Raw genomic sequence first — 17442 nt, forward strand, 5'->3', positions numbered from 1 at the left:
CTTAAGGAGGAGTGTTGGGCAGGAATCAGGGAATCTTGAGGTGAAAACCCGGAGTCTGTCTGTGAAACTTGCTCCCCACCCCGGTATTACCCCCAAAATCCACTCACATGCACGGAATCACCGTGAGATAAATCCGGTCCAATATGGATTAACCCGCCGGAGTCGATTATACTAACAGTTTTCCAACCGGCCATCTTTCGAAAAAAAAGGGAACTGAACATGTCTAAAATCATGGATGGCAAAAAGGTCTCTCAAGACATTAAAGAATGGATCATCCGAAGGACCCAGGAACTTAAAGACCGCGCGGGAGTAGTGCCCGGTCTTGCTTCTATTCTGGTCGGCGACGATCCCGCGTCCGAAATATACGTGAGGAACAAGAGAAGGGCGTGCGGAAGATGTGGAATGCTTTCAGAAGAATACAATCTTCCGGAGGAAACCTCAGAACAGGAGCTTCTTTCGCTGATCGAGCGCCTCAACTCGGATGAAAAGATTCACGGCATACTGGTACAGCTCCCCCTTCCGGTCCATATGAATCCGGCAAAAGTGATAAGAACGGTGTCTCCTGACAAAGATGTCGACGGGTTTCATCCCGAGAACATCGGAAAACTGTTCCAGGAAAACCCTAGCGCCATCTCCTGCACCCCGTACGGAATAGAAAAAATTCTCGATTACTACGGCATAGAGATATTGGGCAAGCACGTAGTGGTCGTTGGAAAAAGCAACATAGTTGGAAAACCCGCGGCGGCCTTGATGCTTAACAGGGACGCCACCGTCACCATAGCCCATATCGAAACTCGAAACCTCTCGTCTATAACCACCATGGCGGACATACTGATAGTCGCAATAGGGGATCCGCAGTTCATAAAAAAGGAGATGATAAAGGACGGAGCGGTTTTAATCGATGTCGGAATCAACAGGAACGAGAGCGGAAAGATCGTCGGCGACATTGACTTTGAGGACGTAAAGGAAAAGGCCTCTTACATAACCCCCGTTCCCGGCGGGGTGGGTCCGATGACCATAACCATGCTCCTTTGGAACACGCTTGAGGCGGCGGAGATATTCGTGCTGGGCGAGTAGCCCCAAACCTGGGTCAGAGAAGCACCTCGGGGCCATCGGTTTTCGAAATCGCCTGCGAATCCCCGAGGCCGGAACAGATATCCCTTACCGCCATGTTCTTTGCGGGATGCCAGGCGGCCGGGTCTATCTCGAGGAGAGGCTCCAGGACAAATCTTCTTTCGTGCGCCCTCGGGTGAGGAATTACCAAGGAATCCGTGCTTATTACAAGGTCTCCGTAGAAGATTATGTCAAGATCTATCACTCTGGGTCCCCATCTCTTCGTCTTTTTTCTCCCGATCTCCTTTTCGATTGTCTTGAGGTAATCAAGAAGTTCAAAAGGGGAGAGTTCCGTTTCCGCCTTAACGACAGCGTTTGTGAATTTCGGCTGATCCTGCGGTCCCACGGGATCCGATTCGTAAAGGGAGGACACTGCCACCACGCGCGCGCGCTTTTCTATGCTCCTAAGCGCGCGGGTGAAATTCTCGCGCACGGGGCCGAGATTGGCTCCGACCCCTATGAAAACGATGTTCGGCGAAGCTTCGGGTTCGCTCAATGGAATACTCCCCCCGGTTAATATATAATGAGAAAATATATGGCACTTTTAACCGAAAAAGAAATTTCTTCCGCGCTCGAGGGCCTTCAGGGCTGGCAGAGGAAGGGAGAAGAAATAGAAAAGACGTTCGTTCTCAGAAATTTCGTCGATTCCATGGGTTTTGTGAACAAGGTCGCGCTTCTTTCAGAAAGGGCAGACCACCACCCCGACATCCTCATACGGTGGAACAAGGTTTCCATCACCCTTTCAACCCACAGCGAAGGCGGAATCACGGAAAAAGACCTGAGTCTGGCGGGGGAAATAGAAAAGGCGCTCTGACGCGAGTTCCACGCGCCGTCCGGGAAAGCTAGTCCGCATCCCTTATTTCGTAATCGTCCTCTCCGAGGGTAATGGTATCCCCTCCAGGTCCGCCCACGCGGGGATCGGTTTTTCTGCCCCTGCCCGGAAACAGCTTCCTCAAAAGCGAGGCTCCTGCTCCGAGAACTCCTAGCGCAACCAGAGCCAGAACGCCGAAAAACGCGAAAAGGCAGACGGCCACGACCACGAAAAGTGCAATGAAGGGAAGAGAGAAAAACGGAACTCTTCCCCTGCGAATGTAGATTTTTCCAGCCATTAAGACACCTTATTCAATATTATCACCGACCGCAGCACCTTTTGTATTTCTTGCCGCTGCCACAGGGACACGGGTCGTTCCGACCAACCTTCTTCTGCGTTCTCCTGACCGGGGTCTTGGCCTTTTCTTCAGCCCCTTCTCCCCGCCCGAGCACCATTTTCTTCTCCTCAAGCTCCCTTCTTCTCTCAAGTTCCTCGATCTGCTCTTCGCTCGCGGGCTGTATCCTGAAAAGATTGGAGCAGACGTCCATCCTGAACTTGTCCATCATGAGGGCAAACATGTCGAAGCCCTCTTTCGTGTATTCCCGAAGGGGGTCTTTCTGCGCATATCCCCTGAGTCCCACCCCTTCCCTCAGGTGATCCATGTTAAGAAGATGATCCTTCCAGAGATAGTCTATGTGCTGAAGCATGACGTAGCGTTCGACCTGCGAGAGGTTTTCAGAACCTATCCTCTCCTCTTTTTCCCGGTACGCGGCGGTCAGTTTTCCGGTGACTTCTTCCGTTATGACTTCGCCGTCCGCCTTGCCGGAGGCTTCTATCTCGATCTCCGTTCCGAAAATCCTCCCGATAACTTCGCAGAGCTCGGAGAAATCAGATTCCGGGCGGTCATCCCGCCCCGCCAGGTAACTGCCCACGGATTCCCGAACGATGTCTTCTGAAGACGTAAAAAGCATCTCTCTCAGGCTCTCGCCGCCCTCGAGAATTTCGCGGCGCTGCCTGTAGACGACGTCTCTTTGCGTGTTGAGAACATCGTCGTATCTCAGGAGATGCTTGCGGATGTCAAAATTCCTTCCCTCGACCTTTTTCTGGGCGTTCTCAATCGACTTGCTTATCATCGAGTGCTCAATCGGCTCTCCTTCCTCCCACCCGAGCTTGTCCATGACACCCGTTATCCTCTCCGAGGCGAAAATGCGCATCAGGTCGTCTTCAAGGGAAACATAGAATCTTGAAGATCCGTCATCTCCCTGTCTTCCCGCCCTTCCCCTAAACTGGTTGTCTATCCTCCTCGCCTCGTGTCTTTCGACCGAAAGGATATGAAGCCCGCCGAGTTCCTTAACTTTCTCCTTTTCAGAATCGCAGATCGATTTCGCCTCGAAAAGCGCTTCCTCGTGCTGCTTTGGATCTGCTTCCTCGGGCTGGACCCTGAACTCTTTCCTGAGAATATCCATTGCAAGGAACTCGGGGTTTCCGCCGAGCAGTATGTCAGTTCCCCTCCCCGCCATGTTGGTCGCTATGGTTATGGCTCCTATCCTGCCCGCCTGGGCGACAATCTCGGCCTCTTTCCCATGCTGCTTGGCGTTAAGCACGTTGTGGCTAAGACCCATCTTCTCAAGGTAGGCGCCCAGTTTTTCCGACTGCTCGATCGATGATGTGCCGACAAGCACCGGCCGGCCGGCGGAATTCATTTCCTTTATCTCAGCGCACGCGGCGTTGAACTTCTCGCGCTCGGTCCTGTAGACAACATCTTCGTAATCCTTCCTTATAAGCGGCTTGTGGGTCGGTATCACGGTGACGTCAAGATCGTATATGTGGCTGAACTCAAACGCTTCCGTGTCGGCGGTACCCGTCATACCGGCAAGCTTTCTGTACATCCTGAAATAGTTCTGGATCGTTATGGTGGCCATCGTTTGGTTCTCGCTTTCGATTTCCACCCCTTCCTTGGCCTCAACCGCCTGGTGAAGCCCGTCGCTCCATCTGCGCCCCGGCATGAGCCTCCCCGTGAACTCGTCGACTATCACAACCTTCCCGTCCTGCATCATGTAGTCGACGTCGAGGCTGAAAAGAGCATTGGCGCGAAGCGACTGGTTAACGTGGTGGAGAACCTTGAGGTTGACAGGGTCGTAGAGATTCGGGACGTCGAGCGCCCTCTCCGTCTTGGAAACCCCCTCCTCGGTAAGATCCACCTGCCTTGTTTTCTCGTCCACCGTGAAATCGGTCTTCCCGGAAAGCGTCTTCACCACCTTGTCCACCTTGTAGTAAAGATCGGTCGAGTCCTCCGAAGGTCCCGAGATTATAAGCGGGGTTCTCGCCTCGTCTATGAGAATGCTGTCGACCTCGTCCACTATGGCGAAATTGTGGCCGCGCTGAACGTAGCTCTCAAGGGAGAACTTCATGTTGTCGCGCAAGTAGTCGAAACCGAACTCGTTGTTGGTTCCGTAGGTAACGTCCGCCTGATAGGAATCCTGCCTGGTTGAAGGCTCGAGGCAGGTCTTGAAGGAATTTATGATGTCGAGGTTTTTTTCGGGAAGAACGTCGTTTGCCAGATACTCGTTTGGCCACGCGGTCAGGTTTTTCTCTACCGACTCTTCGGCCCGCTTGGGATCCTCCCAGGCAAGCACGTAGGAGGCATCGTGATTTATAACTCCCACCTTCATGTCCAGGACCATAAAAATCGGCGACATCCAGGTGGCATCCCTGGCGGCCAGGTAATCGTTTACGGTGATAAGGTGGGAGCCGAGCCCGGTGAGGGCGTTTAGGTAAAGGGGCAGGACGGCGACCAGCGTTTTTCCTTCCCCGGTTCTCATCTCGGCTATTCTGCCTCTGTGAAGAACCATCCCCCCTATCATCTGAACGTCGAAATGCCTCATGGCTATCGTTCTTCTCGACGCTTCCCTCACGGCGGCGAACGCCTCCGGCAGTATATCCTCAAGAGCCCTCTCCATCTCAGCGAAATACTTCTCGTCGGACGGGCTTCCGTTTGTGCCGAGACGGGAGTGTATCAGTTCCCGGAATTGCGAGGTCTTTGCGCGAAGTTCCGCCGTGGGAACCTTAACCAGCGTTTCTTCAAGGTCGTTTATCCTTTCTGCCAGAACGCCGAGCTTCTTCACCTCTCTTTCGTTCTGCGAGCCGACTATCTTTTTCAGGACGTAAGAAATCATGCGCCGAAGCGGTCTCCTTTAGCTAACGGTTCCCGGAACGTCCGGGAACAGCTCTCCTAAAACAGTCTAATAATCCGTGGGAAATAGACAAGGAATTTCTGGCTTCAGGCGTCAAGCTTCACGCTTACGACCCTCGAAGCGGCGGTACCGTCCGCGGTTATTCCTATAAGCGCGTCGGCCTCGTGCATGGTTTTTCTGTTATGCGTGATGACGGCCACCTGGGAATGGGCCGCTATCTCGCTCAGGATCTTGTTGAATCTCACCGTGTTCACTTCGTCAAGCGCGGCGTCTATTTCATCTAGGAACACAAAGGGAACGGGCTTTACCAGGCATGCGGAGATTATGACCGCTATGGCCGAAAGTGCCTTTTCCCCTCCCGAGAGCAGGTTTATCGGCTGGAAGCGCTTTCCTCCGGGCCTGATCATGACCTCCACTCCGGTTTCAAGCAGGTTTCTGGGATCCGTAAGCTCAAGGCGAGCCTCTCCGTTTTCGAAAAGCTTGCAGAAGGTTTCGCTGAATTTCCCGTTTACGGTCTCAAACGCCTCCCGGAACCTTGAAACTGACTCCCTGTCAAGCTTCCTTATAGCGCCTTCGAGGTAATCAAGCGCCCGGGCGAGGTCGTCGGTCTGGCGCTGGAGAAACCCGTTTCTCTCTTCAAGCTGCTCGTATTCCTCGGGCGCGAGCAGGTTCACGGGACCGAAATTCTCTACGCGCCGCCGAAGCGTCTTAAGTTCCCTCTCCGCATCGGGTATCGAAACATGGGAGAGATTCGGGCTTTGCGAGACATCGGGCGTAGCATCGCCGAATGTCTCCGCGTACCGTTCGCTCAGATACTCAAACTCATCCTCCGCACGCTCAAGCTGCGCCTGGGCCGAGGCAAGCCGCTCTCTTCGCGAGGAAAGTTCTTGTGATGCGGCCTCGAATTCCTCTTCGCTTCTGCGGAGATCCTCCGCGTAGTGCGACACCCTTTCCCTGAGTTCCCCGAAGGACTCTTCTCTTAAGCCTAGGTCGCTGCAGATCTTCTCAAACTCCTCTTCCGCCTGGCGTCTCGACAGGGCAAGCGCTTCGCTCTCCTGTTTTTTAAGTTCCCCATCCTTTGTTCTAAGGGAAAGCTTCTCGTTTATGACCGCCTTTATTCTCTCGGCTTCCGATATCTCGTGCTCAAGGGCCTTTTCCCTTTCAAGAACCCCGGCGTTCTCTATCCTGAGTTTCGTTACTTTCTCCTGAAGAGCTTTTTCCTCCTCGGCAAACCCGAGAGCCCGTTTTTCGATTTCCCCGTATTTTGATTCAAGGGCGCTTCTTTGGCCGTCAAGCTGCTCTATAAGCGACTCCATCTCCTCGACGGTGCGGTTTTTGCTCCCCAGCTTGCGCTCAAGCTCGTCGCGCTGCACCTCAAGGTTCCCGATTCTCGTCCCCATCTCTTCTATCCTGGTCTCCGCGTTCGAGCGGTCCTTTGCGTTCTCAACCGAGCTTATCTCGCAGCGCCGAAGAAGTTCCTCTACCTGCCCCCGGCGGCTCTCAAGCGCATCCATCTCCTCTCTAAGCGTCCTGCAGACAGATTCCAGTTTCTCTATGTCGGCCAAAAGGGTCTGTGTCTGCCCCTCAAGCTCCTCGATTTCCCTTTTTCTCTCAAACACCCCTGCCAGGGATTTTCCGCCCGTCACGGCCCCTTGGGAATCGACGTAGTCTCCCTCGAGGGTGGCGAAGCACGCGCCGTTTCCCGTCCGGTCCTTAAGCCTGATGGCTTCCCGCAGATCGGAAGTGACGTAAACTTCCTGCAGCATCGAGTCAACAAGGCTTTTCTCTATCACTTTCACGTCAAGGAGGCTGTTAAGGGAGGTCGCATCCGGCTTGCCGTTTCCGCTGGCCCTGCCGTTTCCGTTTGCCGAGCCGTTTGCCGCGAACCGTTCGGTTGCCGGTATGAAGGTTCCCCTTCCCGCGTCAAACTCCCTTAGGAGCTCGACCGCGGCGACCGCCTCCGTGCTCCCTTCGACCACTATCCAGTTGAGTTTTTCCCCGAAGGCCGCCTCGACCGCTCTTTCGTAGTTTCTCGGGACGGAAACGAAATCGGAAACAACCCCCAGCACGCCCCTCTGCTTGCGCTCGAGCACGAACTTGCGCGTGGCGTCAGGAAGCCATTCGTAGTTGCTCTGTATTTTGTTAAGGGCCTCCACCCTGGAGACGCAGTCTTTTTTCCTGCCTTCAAGACCCCTCAGTTCGCCGAGTTTTTTCTCATGCTCAACCCTGAGATCGTAAAGACGCGAATCGATTTCTTCTTTTTCTTTGGTGGCCGAGGTAAATTCGTCTTTTATTTCCCCTTCCCGGCGGCGGAGCGAAGCAAGTCTTTTCTCGCACTCGAGTTTTTCAAGTCCCAAGGCGGAAACCTCCCCCTCAAGCACCTCTTTTTTCTCCTCAAGCTCCTCAAGCTCCTTTGAGAAAGCACCTATCGTGCTTCCAAGCGAGCTTCTTCTGGTCATCACGTCAGAGACCAGGTCTGCAGTTTCCTCAAGTTCCTTTTTGTTCTGTTCCCATTCGCTTTTTAAGGTCACAAGGTTCTGTTCCTCGCGCGAAATCTCCTCTGAAGCGGAAAGACGCGTGGTTTTAAGTTCTTCTGACTGGAGCCCGGCGCGGCTGCTTCTCTCCTCCATCTCCGAAACTTCGCGCCCGAGGCTCTCTATCTCGGCTTCAATGTTCGTTACGTAGCTTGAAATCCCGGCGATCTCCCGTTCGATCGAGGCCCTGCGGTACTCGTTTTCCCTTTTCTGCGCCCGAAGCTCGTAGATCTCCTTCTCAAGGGACCCCAGATCCTGGCCCGAAACGGAATTTTTCTCCTTCGCCTCTTGAAGCAGCCCGCGCTTTTGCTCAAGCTCGGCATCTGCCGAGCGGACGAACTGTTCCGCCCCGAGCTTTTTCTCAAGAAGCGCTTCCTTGCGCTGCTGCGAGCCTGAGAGCTTGGCCGAGAGAACATCAAATTCAAGCGAGCGGGCCCGCCCGGTGAGCTCCTCGTACTCTCTGGCGCGCTTTGCCTGAAGCGCCACGGACTCAATACGGTCCGAAACCTCGCGCTTCATATCAAGGACGCGGGAGAGGTTCTCCCTGGTCGACTCTATCCTGCTTCTGGTTTCCTTTCTTCTGAGCTTGTACTTCTCGGTCCCCGCGACTTCCTCTATGAACTTTCTTTTCTCATCGGGCTTCGAAAGTATGAAGGATTCGACCTGGCCCTGTTCGACAATCGAATAGGCCCTCGCACCCATTCCGGTGTCAAGAAGCATCTCGGTTATGTCCTTGAGGCGGCACTTGACCCCGTTTATGCTGTATTCGCTCTCTCCCGAGCGGTAAAGTTTCCTCCGGATTCTGACTTCCTCAAAACCGAAGCCCTCGACCTCCTCAAGGACCAGGGACACGTCGGCCATGCCCAGGGGCTTGAGCTCGGCGCTCCCGTTGGAGATAACGTCTTCCATGCCCCCCGCGCGCAGCTGTCTCGGGTTGTGTTCGCCGATTACCCACCTGATGGCGTCGAGAATGTTGGATTTTCCGCAGCCGTTGGGACCGACTATCGCGGTTATACCCTCGGAGAAGTCTATTCTCGTCTTCAGGTAAAAAGATTTAAAACCTGCTATTTCAAGTGCTTTAATTCTCATGGGAGAATCGCGGCCCGGCATCGCTGCGTTCACGCGCGCCGCCGCCCGTTTCACGCAAAATCCTCGCCGTAACCGGGAAAGTTAAAGCTCCCGCATGCGTATTATAGAAGCCCTGACAGGGCCAGAATCCTGAAGAAAGCTGCCGGGATAATGCTTTCGGCAGTACGTGAAAAAGATTCCTTATCGATCAAGGCCTTCCGGTCAATATGAATTATACCACAATATCTAGAGGATTTACAACTTCCCGGTCGGGAAATCACCCTCCTTGGGAAAGAAGGTTCTTGTTGGGTGAGATCTTGGAGCTTTCTCTGAGGTTCTCAAGCAGGCGTTCAACCACAAGCATCTTTCGCAACGAGACCTCCTGGCGCCTAAGAGAATCCCTCTCGTTCCCGAAGTACCCGCTGTCGGCGGGCTTTGTCTTCGCAAGCGACACTATGTAGAAAGTCTCCCCCGACTTGTAAACACGATTGGGGGTAGGACGGTTGCTTCTCAGCCCGAAGACATCTGAAATGAAATCCCCCGATTCGACGTCCAGAGGATCCTCGGACCTTGAGAAAAAACCGGTGCGCTCCACCGAAAGACCCATGGACTTGGCCACCCCGGAGAAACCTTTGCCCGAGGCGGTTATTTTCGCGAGACTGTTCCCAGCGGATTCCCTGGCCCGATCGACGCCCTTTTCCCTTTTTAGGGCCTCGACAATCTCCCCGCGCGCGGACTCAATTCCCGACCGCTTTGAGGATTGAACCCGGGTTATCTCGAAAAACCAGGTGAAATCCCGAAGCACCACGTTTGAAAGCCTTTTTTTCTTTACCGAAAAGGCCTCTCTTCTTATGGCGCCGGGGATGTCTCCGCCCGCGCCTCCGAGAGTAAACTCCGCGGTTTCTTTCACCTCAAGCGAGCTTTTTTCGGAAAGAAGGTCTGAAAAGGAACGTCTTTTCCGGAGAAACTCCTCAAGGAACTGGTTGTAGAGAAGCTTTGATTTGCCCTCTACAAGCTGCTTTTTTATCTCCCCCTTTACGTCGTCAAATGGTTTCGGGGTCCCTTTGGAAAGAAATTCCTCCGGGTAAGTAGTGTAGTAGGCCTCGATTTCCTCGTCGGAAACCTCGGCATCCTCGGTGAAATCCCCGGGAGTGAGCTTTACGTAGCGCGCCGCGCGTTTCTCCGGCTCCCAGAAAAGATCGGTGTTTTTTCTGTAATACCGGGCGATCTCCTCTTCGCTCGGTTTCTGGCCCTCAAGGTAATCCCGGGCCGCAAACGAGACGTAGTGAAGATCGATTTTCTCCTCGCGCGTCCTGTAGATGCTCAAAAGCTCCTCGTCGCTTGCCGTTACGGAACTGTCAAGAACTGAAACGAGCTTCTCCACAAGGAGATCTTCCCTGTAGGAATCCTCGAAATCCTTCACGGTGCGGTTAAGCCCCCTTGAAATAAAGTCCCGGTAGCGTTCAAACCCCACGAAAGCGCCGTCCACCTGGAACCCCGGATCGTTTCTTATTGCGTCTGAAAGCTCCTCCTGGCTTACCCTGATCCCCAGTTCTTCGGCCTTCTGGGCGAGAAGCTTCTTGTTGACCAGCGAGTCGATCACGGAAAAATTCACGTATTCGAAAAGCTCGTCCGAGATCTCCTGGTCGCTGCGGCGCAGGCGGTCAAGCATCGAGTCCCTGAGATTATAGAACTCCGCGAGGGAAACCTTGTCCCCGTTTACCTCTACCGCAGCTCCGCCGCTTGGGCCTCTACCCCCTATACTTATTCCTCCCACGTATCCGAAGCCGATAACGAAGGTAAGGGCGAGCAGCAGAAGCAGGGCCTTGGTGAGAAGGCCTTGCCTGTTTTTTATGATATCGAATGCCAACGGGGTTTTCCTTGAAAAGACGAACTAAACTCTATATGAGCCGGTATCAACTTTCAAGCCGTCGCAGCGGGCCGCGCGGTCCCCGGCTTGACACGGATAAGGGGCTCAAATAGCTTACAGGTGAAATATCCGGGAGCACGGAGAAACTCAGATGATAACGGCACTTGGCGGCGGAAGCGGAGCCGCGAAATTCCTCAAGGGACTCACGGGGATAATTCCCCTGTCGGAACTTACCGTAATAGTGAACACCGCGGATGACATGGACCTTTACGGAATGAGGGTCTCTCCGGACATAGACACCATAATCTACAGGCTCTCGGGAAGCATAGACGAAAAAAAAGGGTGGGGGCTCCGCGGCGACACGTTCGAGTTTCTGGGCGCCGCCGCGAGGTTCGGTTTTCCGACATGGTTCGGGCTCGGGGACAGGGATCTCGCCACTCACCTGTTCAGAAAAGCCGTCACCGACGGGGGCGGGACCCTCAGCGAATCCACTTCAAAGATAGCGCAGCGCTTCGGCCTCGGGGAAATGCGCATACTGCCAATGAGCGATGACAGGGTCGAGACATGGATAGAGACGGACGCGGGCGAAATGCACTTCCAGGAATACTACATAAAGCACGCGATGCGCCCCGAGGTTCGCGGGGTCAAGATAAAGGGCGCACGCGAGGCTTCCGCGGCCCCGCTGGTTCTTGACTCGATAGACGGCGCCGACCTGGTGATCATATGCCCGAGCAACCCCATAATCAGCATAGGGCCCATACTCGAGATAAAGGAAGTTAGAGAAAGGCTAGTCGGCGCGCCGGGACTCAAGGTCGCCGTGAGTCCCCTTATGCGCGGAAAACCCCTTAAGGGTCCGGCGGACAAACTCATGAGGGGGCTTGGAATGGAAGCTTCTTCGACTCAGGTGGCCAGGCTTTACGCCGATTTTCTGGACGTGCTCGTGATTGACCGCTCGGATGCGGGAGAGGCGGCCGCCATAGAAGCTCTCGGGGTAAGCGTTTTAGTGACGGACACCGTAATCCCCGACGAGCAAAGCTCGATGCGTCTTTCGCAGGAAATTCTTAATTTTACAGAATCTTTGGGACAGCGGCGCGCTTCACCCTAGGGAGCGATCAGGAATCCTCCTTTTCTTCTCTCCACTGCTCATAATGTATTATGCCGTAGAAAAAGAACTGGGGTATACCCTTTACTTCCGGTGAATCGCAACTCGTCCGGAGCCTTGCTCCGTGGTTCATGACCACCGTGTTTATGCCATAAACCGTGGTGTCCCCCTCCACTCCGAACTCAACCGATGTATAGTCCTCCTGATCCTTCTCGAATTGCCACCTTATATCGTAAATGCCGAGTTTTTCTATCTCCTTCCTCAAGAAATAGTCGGAAACCTGCGAAGTCTGGGAATAACACGACCTTCCCCTGAAGCAGTCAAGAAATATCTCGCCGCGAAGGTGAGAGGAAACCACATCATCGAGATTTCCGCCGTTTACCCTCCCGTAATATATCCCCTCGGGAAGCATGATCATGTTGGCGGCGAAGCGGTGGCCCCCTACATGGCTGGTTCTCCACGCGGAAATCCCCTCTTTTTTTAGAAGTTCCTTGTAAACCCCCGATCCCGCGACCGCACAGCATCCGTCGTGGGCTCCGTGGGTGCAGACCAGAGCGAGCCTCTCTTCGCAGGAGAATTTTTCTATCTCCCCGGTGCTGACAAGCTCGGGGAGATCTATCGAGAGGAGGTCTTCGTATGTTTCTATTTCGAATCTGTAGAGTTTCGGGGAGAATTCAGAAGAGTGGGCGTAGTAAAAAGCAAGGTTTCCCTTGCTTGGCCCCGGCCCCCCTATCAGCTGAATCCTGGATTCCTCAAAAGACGAGAGAAAGCCTCCAAGATGCTCCTTTACCTCCTCCGGCACCGCGCTTTCCGGAAAAGCATCCCTTTTCCATACCCCGGAGTACTCAAGCAAAAACCAGTTTTTCACCTCAAGAGCGGTTCCGTAGAGATGTTCTCCGCTTTGGGAAGACATCTGGGAACATGTAAGTGTTTTTTCGTCGGTCATCTCATCCTCCTTGGCCCTGCCCGGCGTTTTTTGCCCTAAGCACCGTCAGGAATTCCCCCTTCGGCACCAGATAGAAGAACTTTCCCCAGTTTTTCATCACACCCGCGTGCCGGGAGGCATCTTTTCCCTCCCCCCAGAAAAGGTCGACGCGCCGGGCCCCTTTTATGGCTCCCCCGCTGTCGTGGTTAACGACAAAGCGGGAAACCGGTTCCCACTGCGACGGCTCGACTGAAGAGGAAGTTTCGAAGACCGGTCTCTCAAACTCCATGAACGCCAGAGCTCCCCTGGGGAAAAAAACCTTGTCGGTCGCTATGGTCCTGCCGTCGACGACTTCCGTTCCGAAAGAGGTTTCGGGTTTCCCCGGAAGTCCGCGGAAGAAAATGTAACTCGGGTTTTTGTAAAGGATATTCATCCTCTCCGCGTAGGAGAGGGATCTCAGGTGGCTTTCTATGGCCCAGAGGCTCATTTTTTCCTTCGGAATCCACTCGAAGAGAAATTTCCCTATTGCCACGTAATCGTGTCCGTTCTGGGCGGCGTAGCCCACGACCCGCTCCTCTCCGTCCGCGAACCTTATTTTACCCGAGCCCTGAATCTGAAGAAAAAACGCGTCAACAGGGTCTACCCACGCGATCTCAAGCCTTTTCCCCCGGAGCTTTCCCCCGGAGTCTATTTCGCTTCGCGAGTAATAGGGAACCAGTTCGGACGTCCTGCCGGGACCTCCGGGGGCAACCCTGCCGTAGAGGGACTGAAGCTTTTCCCAGGCGATCTTGTCCTCCTCAAGAAACGAAAGTCTCTCGAACCGCTCGACGAACCTGTCTATCCTCAAGCGCACCAGGTCGTCGGGAATCCCATAGAGCGGCTGGGTGTGCTGAAGTGTCCTGGTTCGGGAAGCGGAGAGCACCGGAGAAAAGTAAGAGGTTATAAAAACCTTGCCCCAGGGTTTTCCCGGAAAGCCGTAGAAATCGAAATTTTCCCTTACGTCCTTTATGAAATCATCCTTGGTAACGCCCGCCTCAAGCTTGGCGAGAAGATAACCGAGTGCAAGTGCGTAGTCTCCCGCGGAGACGGTTTTTTGTCCGAAAACGAGTTGGGAGTCCTTTTTCTGCGAAAGTTTCTCGACGCTTGCGCCGATGGATTCCTTCAGTCCCTCGGGGAAAAGGTCGTCGTCCATCTCGGGAAATGCGGGAACCGCCCGCATGGACTCGGGGCCCGGAATCTCCGGAGGTCTCTCGCAGGAAAGGTAGAGAAAGAGCAGGAAAACGGCTGACAGGACAGCTGCGGTTCTTTGGTTCATTTAAACCTGTTGGTTCTCTAAAGGAAAAATATACGACGCGAAACGCCCGCTAATCAGGATAAATTTATACCTTGTTACATGCGGCTTACGCAAAAATTCTGCGTCTCCGTTCTCTGCCGGGACGGATATTTTTCTGAAAAGACAGGGTAAAATAAAAATTTCGGGACAGTCTGGCCGCAGCAACCTGCGGTTTTTTGCAGTCAAGAAACGGAAAAAATGAAGCGGAAATTCCTTGGCATAGATATAGGGGGAACCAATATCAGGGGGAAAGTCATCTCCGAGGAGGGAGGCACGCTCGGCGAGAGAAAAACCCTCTCGGACGCCCACATGGGCATCTCCCGGCTCATGGAGAACCTGGCCGACTTCATAGAAGGATTTGCCGGGGAAGGGCTATCCGCAATCGGGATAGGAGTACCGGGGACCGTTGACCGCGCAAGCGGCACTCTTGTCCAGGCCCCGAACATAGCAAACACCAGGGATTTCCCGTTTACAGAAGTCCTTTCGGAGAAAATCGGAACCGCAACCCCCGTTTTTATACAAAACGACGCTTCCTGCGCGGCTCTCGGTGAATACCGGGCGGGGGCGGGCAGAGGATCAGGCTCGATGGTAATGATAACCTTGGGAACAGGGTTCGGGGGCGGAATAATCCTCGACGGCAAGCTCTGGCCGGGGGAAGACGGCTTCGCCGGAGAGGTGGGGCATATAACGATTAACCCGTCGGGACCCATTTGTGGCTGCGGCGCGAGGGGCTGCATTGAAACCTACGTTTCTCAGGTAGCGATAAAGAGAGTCGTCCGCGAGCACCCGGAACTCCGCGAAAGGCTCGCCGGTACCGAAGAATCAGCCCTCCCCGAGCGCCTGGCGGAGCTTGCGCGCGAAAAAGACCAAGCGGCCATCTCGGTATGGAACGATTTCGGGGCGAACCTGGGGGTGGGAATATCAATTCTCGTAAACATCCTCGACGTAAAGACGGTGGTAGTGGGCGGGGGGCTTTCGGGGGCCTGGGAACTTTTTATCGGGAAAGCCCTCGAGGAAGCCGAAAGAAGGTGTCTTGGGGGAGCCCAAAGGGGACTTCAGGTAAAAAGAGCGGCCCTGGGAGACGATGCGGGGGTGCTGGGAGCGTGTTACGTGGCCGAAACCGGGCTCGGGGAGAGATCCTAGGAGGCCCGGAGACTTTTCGCAAGGTCAAGCAGCTTCTGCGAAGAACCGCGAATCCTTATCCTGAGCCACGGACCCTTGGTTTCATCCGCTTTGAACCTGTTATCCATTCTTAAACCGCCCACCCAGACTATTCCATCGCGGGTTTCGAAAACCGGCACTTTTTTTCTAAGAAATCTAGGTATTTTCTCGTCAATGAAGAAATCCTTGAGCTTCTTGGCTCCCTTCATTCCGAGCGGAACGAACCTGTCTCCTTCGGAAAAGCTCCTGAGCGTTACGGGAAAACCGACTTTTTCGGGCGCGAAGTGCCCGACATCGGCCGCGCCCCAGAGGGAGGCGTCATCCGTAAGCTCAACAGTGACCTCAAGATCCCGGGAGATCCTGTGGGTACCGTGGTTTTTTATCTCGGTTTGCGGGAACTCGCGAAATTTCTCCTCGCGCGTGAAAAAGAAAACCCCGTGCCCCGCGTGAAAAACGACTCCGCCGGGAAGGTTTACCTCAGCAGAGGGCTCCCCGGAGCCAAGCACTTCGTCAATCGCGAAAAGATGCTTGGCGGAAACCGAGTTCAGGTCCCCCTTTACGGCCAGAATCGATTTTCTCATTACCGAGAACCTGATCGCCGGGGGCTCGCGAAGAAGTTTTTCCGTGTCTCCGAGCACGCCTCCTGCCACAACGCGGGCAATCTCCCGAAATCTTTTCTCGCCTTCGGCCGAAATGAAATCCGCTTCCGCGGCGCAGACCGCCGCCACACGGGAGAGAACCTGCTCGACGGCCGGATTATAGCTCTCAAGCAGGGGAATAAGTTCGCTCCTTACCCTGTTTCTCAAAAATTCGTCCGAACTGTTGGTAGAATCCTCCCTCCAGGGCTCTCCTTTTGACTGGAGGTACTCGATGACTTCATGCTTGGTGACGTTTATGAGCGGGCGTATTATGTTGCCGACCGAGGGTCTTATCCCGGCAAGCCCTCGGGAACCGCTTCCCCTTATGAGCCTCATTATGACCGTCTCCGCCTGATCGTTAAGCGTGTGCGCCGTGGCGATCCTCTGGGCAGAATATTTCGTCAGAACATCGTTGAAAAAGCCGTAGCGAAGCTCCCTGGCGGCGTCCTCGAGTGAAAGTCCGTGTTTTTTTCTGAAGCCCTCCGCGTCTACCCGCACGCATTCAAACGGAAAGCCGAGCCGCTTGGCCGCTTCCCTGACGAACTCGGCGTCTTCATCCGACTCGGCGCCCCTTAGCCCGTGATTGACGTGGGAAACGATCACATTTGTGCCCGGATAAAACTCCCGCAGGTCCCAAAGGGCAAAGAGAAGCGCCATGGAGTCTGACCCCCCGGACACTCCCGCGACGATCACGTCCCCGGGAGCGATCATTCCGAAGGAATCAACCGTTTTTCTTATCTTGGCCAGAAACATCGGAGTCGCTTTGAGAAATCCCGGCGGAAACTATGAGCCGAAACGCGTCTTCCACGGAAATATCCAGCTCCTGCAGGTCCTCTTCCGGAACCATAATGTAAATGCCGCTTGTCGGATTCGGCGTCGTGGGGACAAACAGGCTGACAAGATTATGGTCCGTCACGTTATGGTTCCTCCTGGCCTCCGTAACTCCCGTTACGAAAGCTATGGCATGAATCCCTTTTCTCGGGTACTCGACCAGCACGACCCTACTCATGCTCTGCATCTGGGAGGTGAAAAAAAGCGTCTGCACGACCTGCTTCACGCTCACGTAGAAAGTTCTCGCAAGCGGAATCTTCGAGATAAGAGACTCGCCGAACAGAATCATCCTCCTGCCAACGAAGTTCCTGGTCACAGCCCCCAGGAAAATGATCAGCAGTAGCGTGGCAAGGATCCCTATGACAAAAGAGATTCCCTGAAACACGTAGGGCGGAACATCTATGAAGTGGCGGAGTATCCCGGCAGGGCCGGTGCTGAAAAAGAAAAGCATCCACTTTATCAGCTTGTAGAGGACGAAAATGGTCACCCCGAAAGGGACGATAATCAGGATGCCGGCAATGAAGCTCTGCTTGAAAAAAGAAGATTGAGGAGGTTTTGAGTCTGGTATTTTAATCCCCCCGTTTCTGGTCAATCTTTTTCCTGAGAAACCTGCTGGGTTTGAAAACAACTGTCAGACGGGAAGGTATGTCTACTTCCTCTCCAGTGGAAGGGTTTCTTCCTATACGGGATTTCCTTCTCGTGACCCTGAAGGTTCCGAACCCTGGGAGTTTCACCTCTTCACCGGCTATAAGCTTCTCTCTCATCAAGTCGAAAAAAAAGTTTACTATCTCAGCGGATTCCCTTCTCGAAAACCCTATTTCCTCGTATAAAACGCCTGCCAGATCCTTCTTTGTCATGAAAA

The 17442-nt window shown here is 54.1% G+C and carries 14 protein-coding genes; 4 read left to right on the forward strand and 10 right to left on the reverse strand.

Annotated elements, in window-relative coordinates; translation table 11 throughout:
• Positions 1 to 219: 219 nt before the first annotated feature.
• Positions 220 to 1077, forward strand: a complete 858-nt coding sequence (gene folD / locus OXG10_03275) for a bifunctional methylenetetrahydrofolate dehydrogenase/methenyltetrahydrofolate cyclohydrolase FolD (protein ID MCY3826392.1) — start codon at positions 220 to 222, stop codon at positions 1075 to 1077.
• Between the two features lie 13 nt (positions 1078 to 1090).
• Here the strand turns inward: folD and folK are convergent, their stop codons facing one another.
• Positions 1091 to 1609 carry a 2-amino-4-hydroxy-6-hydroxymethyldihydropteridine diphosphokinase gene (folK, locus tag OXG10_03280; GenBank protein MCY3826393.1) on the reverse strand — a complete coding sequence of 173 codons (519 nt, stop codon included), beginning with the start codon at positions 1607 to 1609 and terminating at the stop codon, positions 1091 to 1093.
• A gap of 39 nt (positions 1610 to 1648) precedes the next feature.
• On the opposite strand from folK, the gene OXG10_03285 reads away from it, so the two are divergent.
• A complete protein-coding gene (locus OXG10_03285) occupies positions 1649 to 1927 on the forward strand; it encodes a 4a-hydroxytetrahydrobiopterin dehydratase (protein ID MCY3826394.1) in 279 nt (92 codons plus the stop codon).
• A gap of 28 nt (positions 1928 to 1955) precedes the next feature.
• Here the strand turns inward: OXG10_03285 and OXG10_03290 are convergent, their stop codons facing one another.
• The 4 genes from OXG10_03290 to OXG10_03305 all read right to left on the reverse strand — a co-directional run bounded on the left by OXG10_03290 (position 1956) and on the right by OXG10_03305 (position 10590).
• On the reverse strand, positions 1956 to 2222 hold the full coding sequence (locus tag OXG10_03290; protein MCY3826395.1) for a hypothetical protein: 267 nt from the start codon (positions 2220 to 2222) through the stop codon (positions 1956 to 1958).
• A gap of 22 nt (positions 2223 to 2244) precedes the next feature.
• Positions 2245 to 5100 carry a preprotein translocase subunit SecA gene (secA, locus tag OXG10_03295; GenBank protein ID MCY3826396.1) on the reverse strand — a complete coding sequence of 952 codons (2856 nt, stop codon included), beginning with the start codon at positions 5098 to 5100 and terminating at the stop codon, positions 2245 to 2247.
• Positions 5101 to 5204: 104 nt separating this feature from the next.
• A complete protein-coding gene (gene smc, locus OXG10_03300; protein MCY3826397.1) occupies positions 5205 to 8741 on the reverse strand; it encodes a chromosome segregation protein SMC in 3537 nt (1178 codons plus the stop codon).
• Positions 8742 to 8997: 256 nt separating this feature from the next.
• Positions 8998 to 10590 (reverse strand): SurA N-terminal domain-containing protein, encoded by a 1593-nt coding sequence (locus OXG10_03305; protein MCY3826398.1) that lies wholly within the window; start codon positions 10588 to 10590, stop codon positions 8998 to 9000.
• Positions 10591 to 10741: 151 nt separating this feature from the next.
• Between OXG10_03305 and cofD the strand changes: the two genes are divergently transcribed.
• On the forward strand, positions 10742 to 11695 hold the full coding sequence (gene cofD, locus OXG10_03310; protein ID MCY3826399.1) for a 2-phospho-L-lactate transferase: 954 nt from the start codon (positions 10742 to 10744) through the stop codon (positions 11693 to 11695).
• 7 nt (positions 11696 to 11702) lie between these two features.
• Here cofD and OXG10_03315 read toward each other — a convergent pair whose 3' ends face one another.
• Together OXG10_03315 and OXG10_03320 are read right to left on the reverse strand one after the other, a co-directional pair.
• Positions 11703 to 12638 (reverse strand): hypothetical protein, encoded by a 936-nt coding sequence (locus tag OXG10_03315; GenBank protein ID MCY3826400.1) that lies wholly within the window; start codon positions 12636 to 12638, stop codon positions 11703 to 11705.
• 1 nt (position 12639) lies between these two features.
• A complete protein-coding gene (locus OXG10_03320) occupies positions 12640 to 13932 on the reverse strand; it encodes an MltA domain-containing protein (GenBank protein MCY3826401.1) in 1293 nt (430 codons plus the stop codon).
• 216 nt (positions 13933 to 14148) lie between these two features.
• Between OXG10_03320 and OXG10_03325 the strand changes: the two genes are divergently transcribed.
• Positions 14149 to 15093, forward strand: a complete 945-nt coding sequence (locus OXG10_03325) for an ROK family protein (GenBank protein ID MCY3826402.1) — start codon at positions 14149 to 14151, stop codon at positions 15091 to 15093.
• Here the strand turns inward: OXG10_03325 and tilS are convergent.
• Genes tilS through OXG10_03340 form a run of 3 tightly spaced genes read right to left on the reverse strand, consistent with a single transcriptional unit; the run spans position 15090 to position 17437 of the window.
• Positions 15090 to 16502: a tRNA lysidine(34) synthetase TilS gene (tilS, locus tag OXG10_03330; protein ID MCY3826403.1), complete on the reverse strand. Its 1413-nt coding sequence runs from the start codon at positions 16500 to 16502 to the stop codon at positions 15090 to 15092. The genes OXG10_03325 and tilS overlap by 4 nt on opposite strands.
• Positions 16471 to 17172, reverse strand: coding sequence for a DUF502 domain-containing protein (locus OXG10_03335; protein ID MCY3826404.1), 702 nt, complete (start codon positions 17170 to 17172; stop codon positions 16471 to 16473). Before OXG10_03335 ends, tilS begins: the two co-directional genes overlap by 32 nt.
• Entirely contained in the window at positions 17150 to 17437 is a 288-nt protein-coding gene (locus tag OXG10_03340; protein MCY3826405.1) for an integration host factor subunit alpha, read from the reverse strand. Before OXG10_03340 ends, OXG10_03335 begins: the two co-directional genes overlap by 23 nt.
• Positions 17438 to 17442: the final 5 nt, after the last annotated feature.

This window comes from Candidatus Dadabacteria bacterium (genome assembly GCA_026706695.1).
In the GTDB taxonomy this organism is placed as follows: Bacteria; Desulfobacterota_D; UBA1144; order Nemesobacterales; family Nemesobacteraceae; genus Nemesobacter.

Excerpts from the sequence above, each read along its gene's own strand:
- OXG10_03325 (MCY3826402.1), top strand. The coding sequence starts at position 14,149 with ATGAAGCGGAAATTCCTTGGCATAGATATAGGGGGAACCAATATCAGG.
- cofD (MCY3826399.1), top strand. The coding sequence starts at position 10,742 with ATGATAACGGCACTTGGCGGCGGAAGCGGAGCCGCGAAATTCCTCAAG.
- smc (MCY3826397.1), bottom strand. The coding sequence starts at position 8,741 with ATGAGAATTAAAGCACTTGAAATAGCAGGTTTTAAATCTTTTTACCTG.
- tilS (MCY3826403.1), bottom strand. The coding sequence starts at position 16,502 with ATGTTTCTGGCCAAGATAAGAAAAACGGTTGATTCCTTCGGAATGATC.
- secA (MCY3826396.1), bottom strand. The coding sequence starts at position 5,100 with ATGATTTCTTACGTCCTGAAAAAGATAGTCGGCTCGCAGAACGAAAGA.
- OXG10_03320 (MCY3826401.1), bottom strand. The coding sequence starts at position 13,932 with ATGAACCAAAGAACCGCAGCTGTCCTGTCAGCCGTTTTCCTGCTCTTT.
- folD (MCY3826392.1), top strand. The coding sequence starts at position 220 with ATGTCTAAAATCATGGATGGCAAAAAGGTCTCTCAAGACATTAAAGAA.
- OXG10_03285 (MCY3826394.1), top strand. The coding sequence starts at position 1,649 with ATGGCACTTTTAACCGAAAAAGAAATTTCTTCCGCGCTCGAGGGCCTT.
- OXG10_03315 (MCY3826400.1), bottom strand. The coding sequence starts at position 12,638 with ATGACCGACGAAAAAACACTTACATGTTCCCAGATGTCTTCCCAAAGC.
- OXG10_03290 (MCY3826395.1), bottom strand. The coding sequence starts at position 2,222 with ATGGCTGGAAAAATCTACATTCGCAGGGGAAGAGTTCCGTTTTTCTCT.
- OXG10_03340 (MCY3826405.1), bottom strand. The coding sequence starts at position 17,437 with ATGACAAAGAAGGATCTGGCAGGCGTTTTATACGAGGAAATAGGGTTT.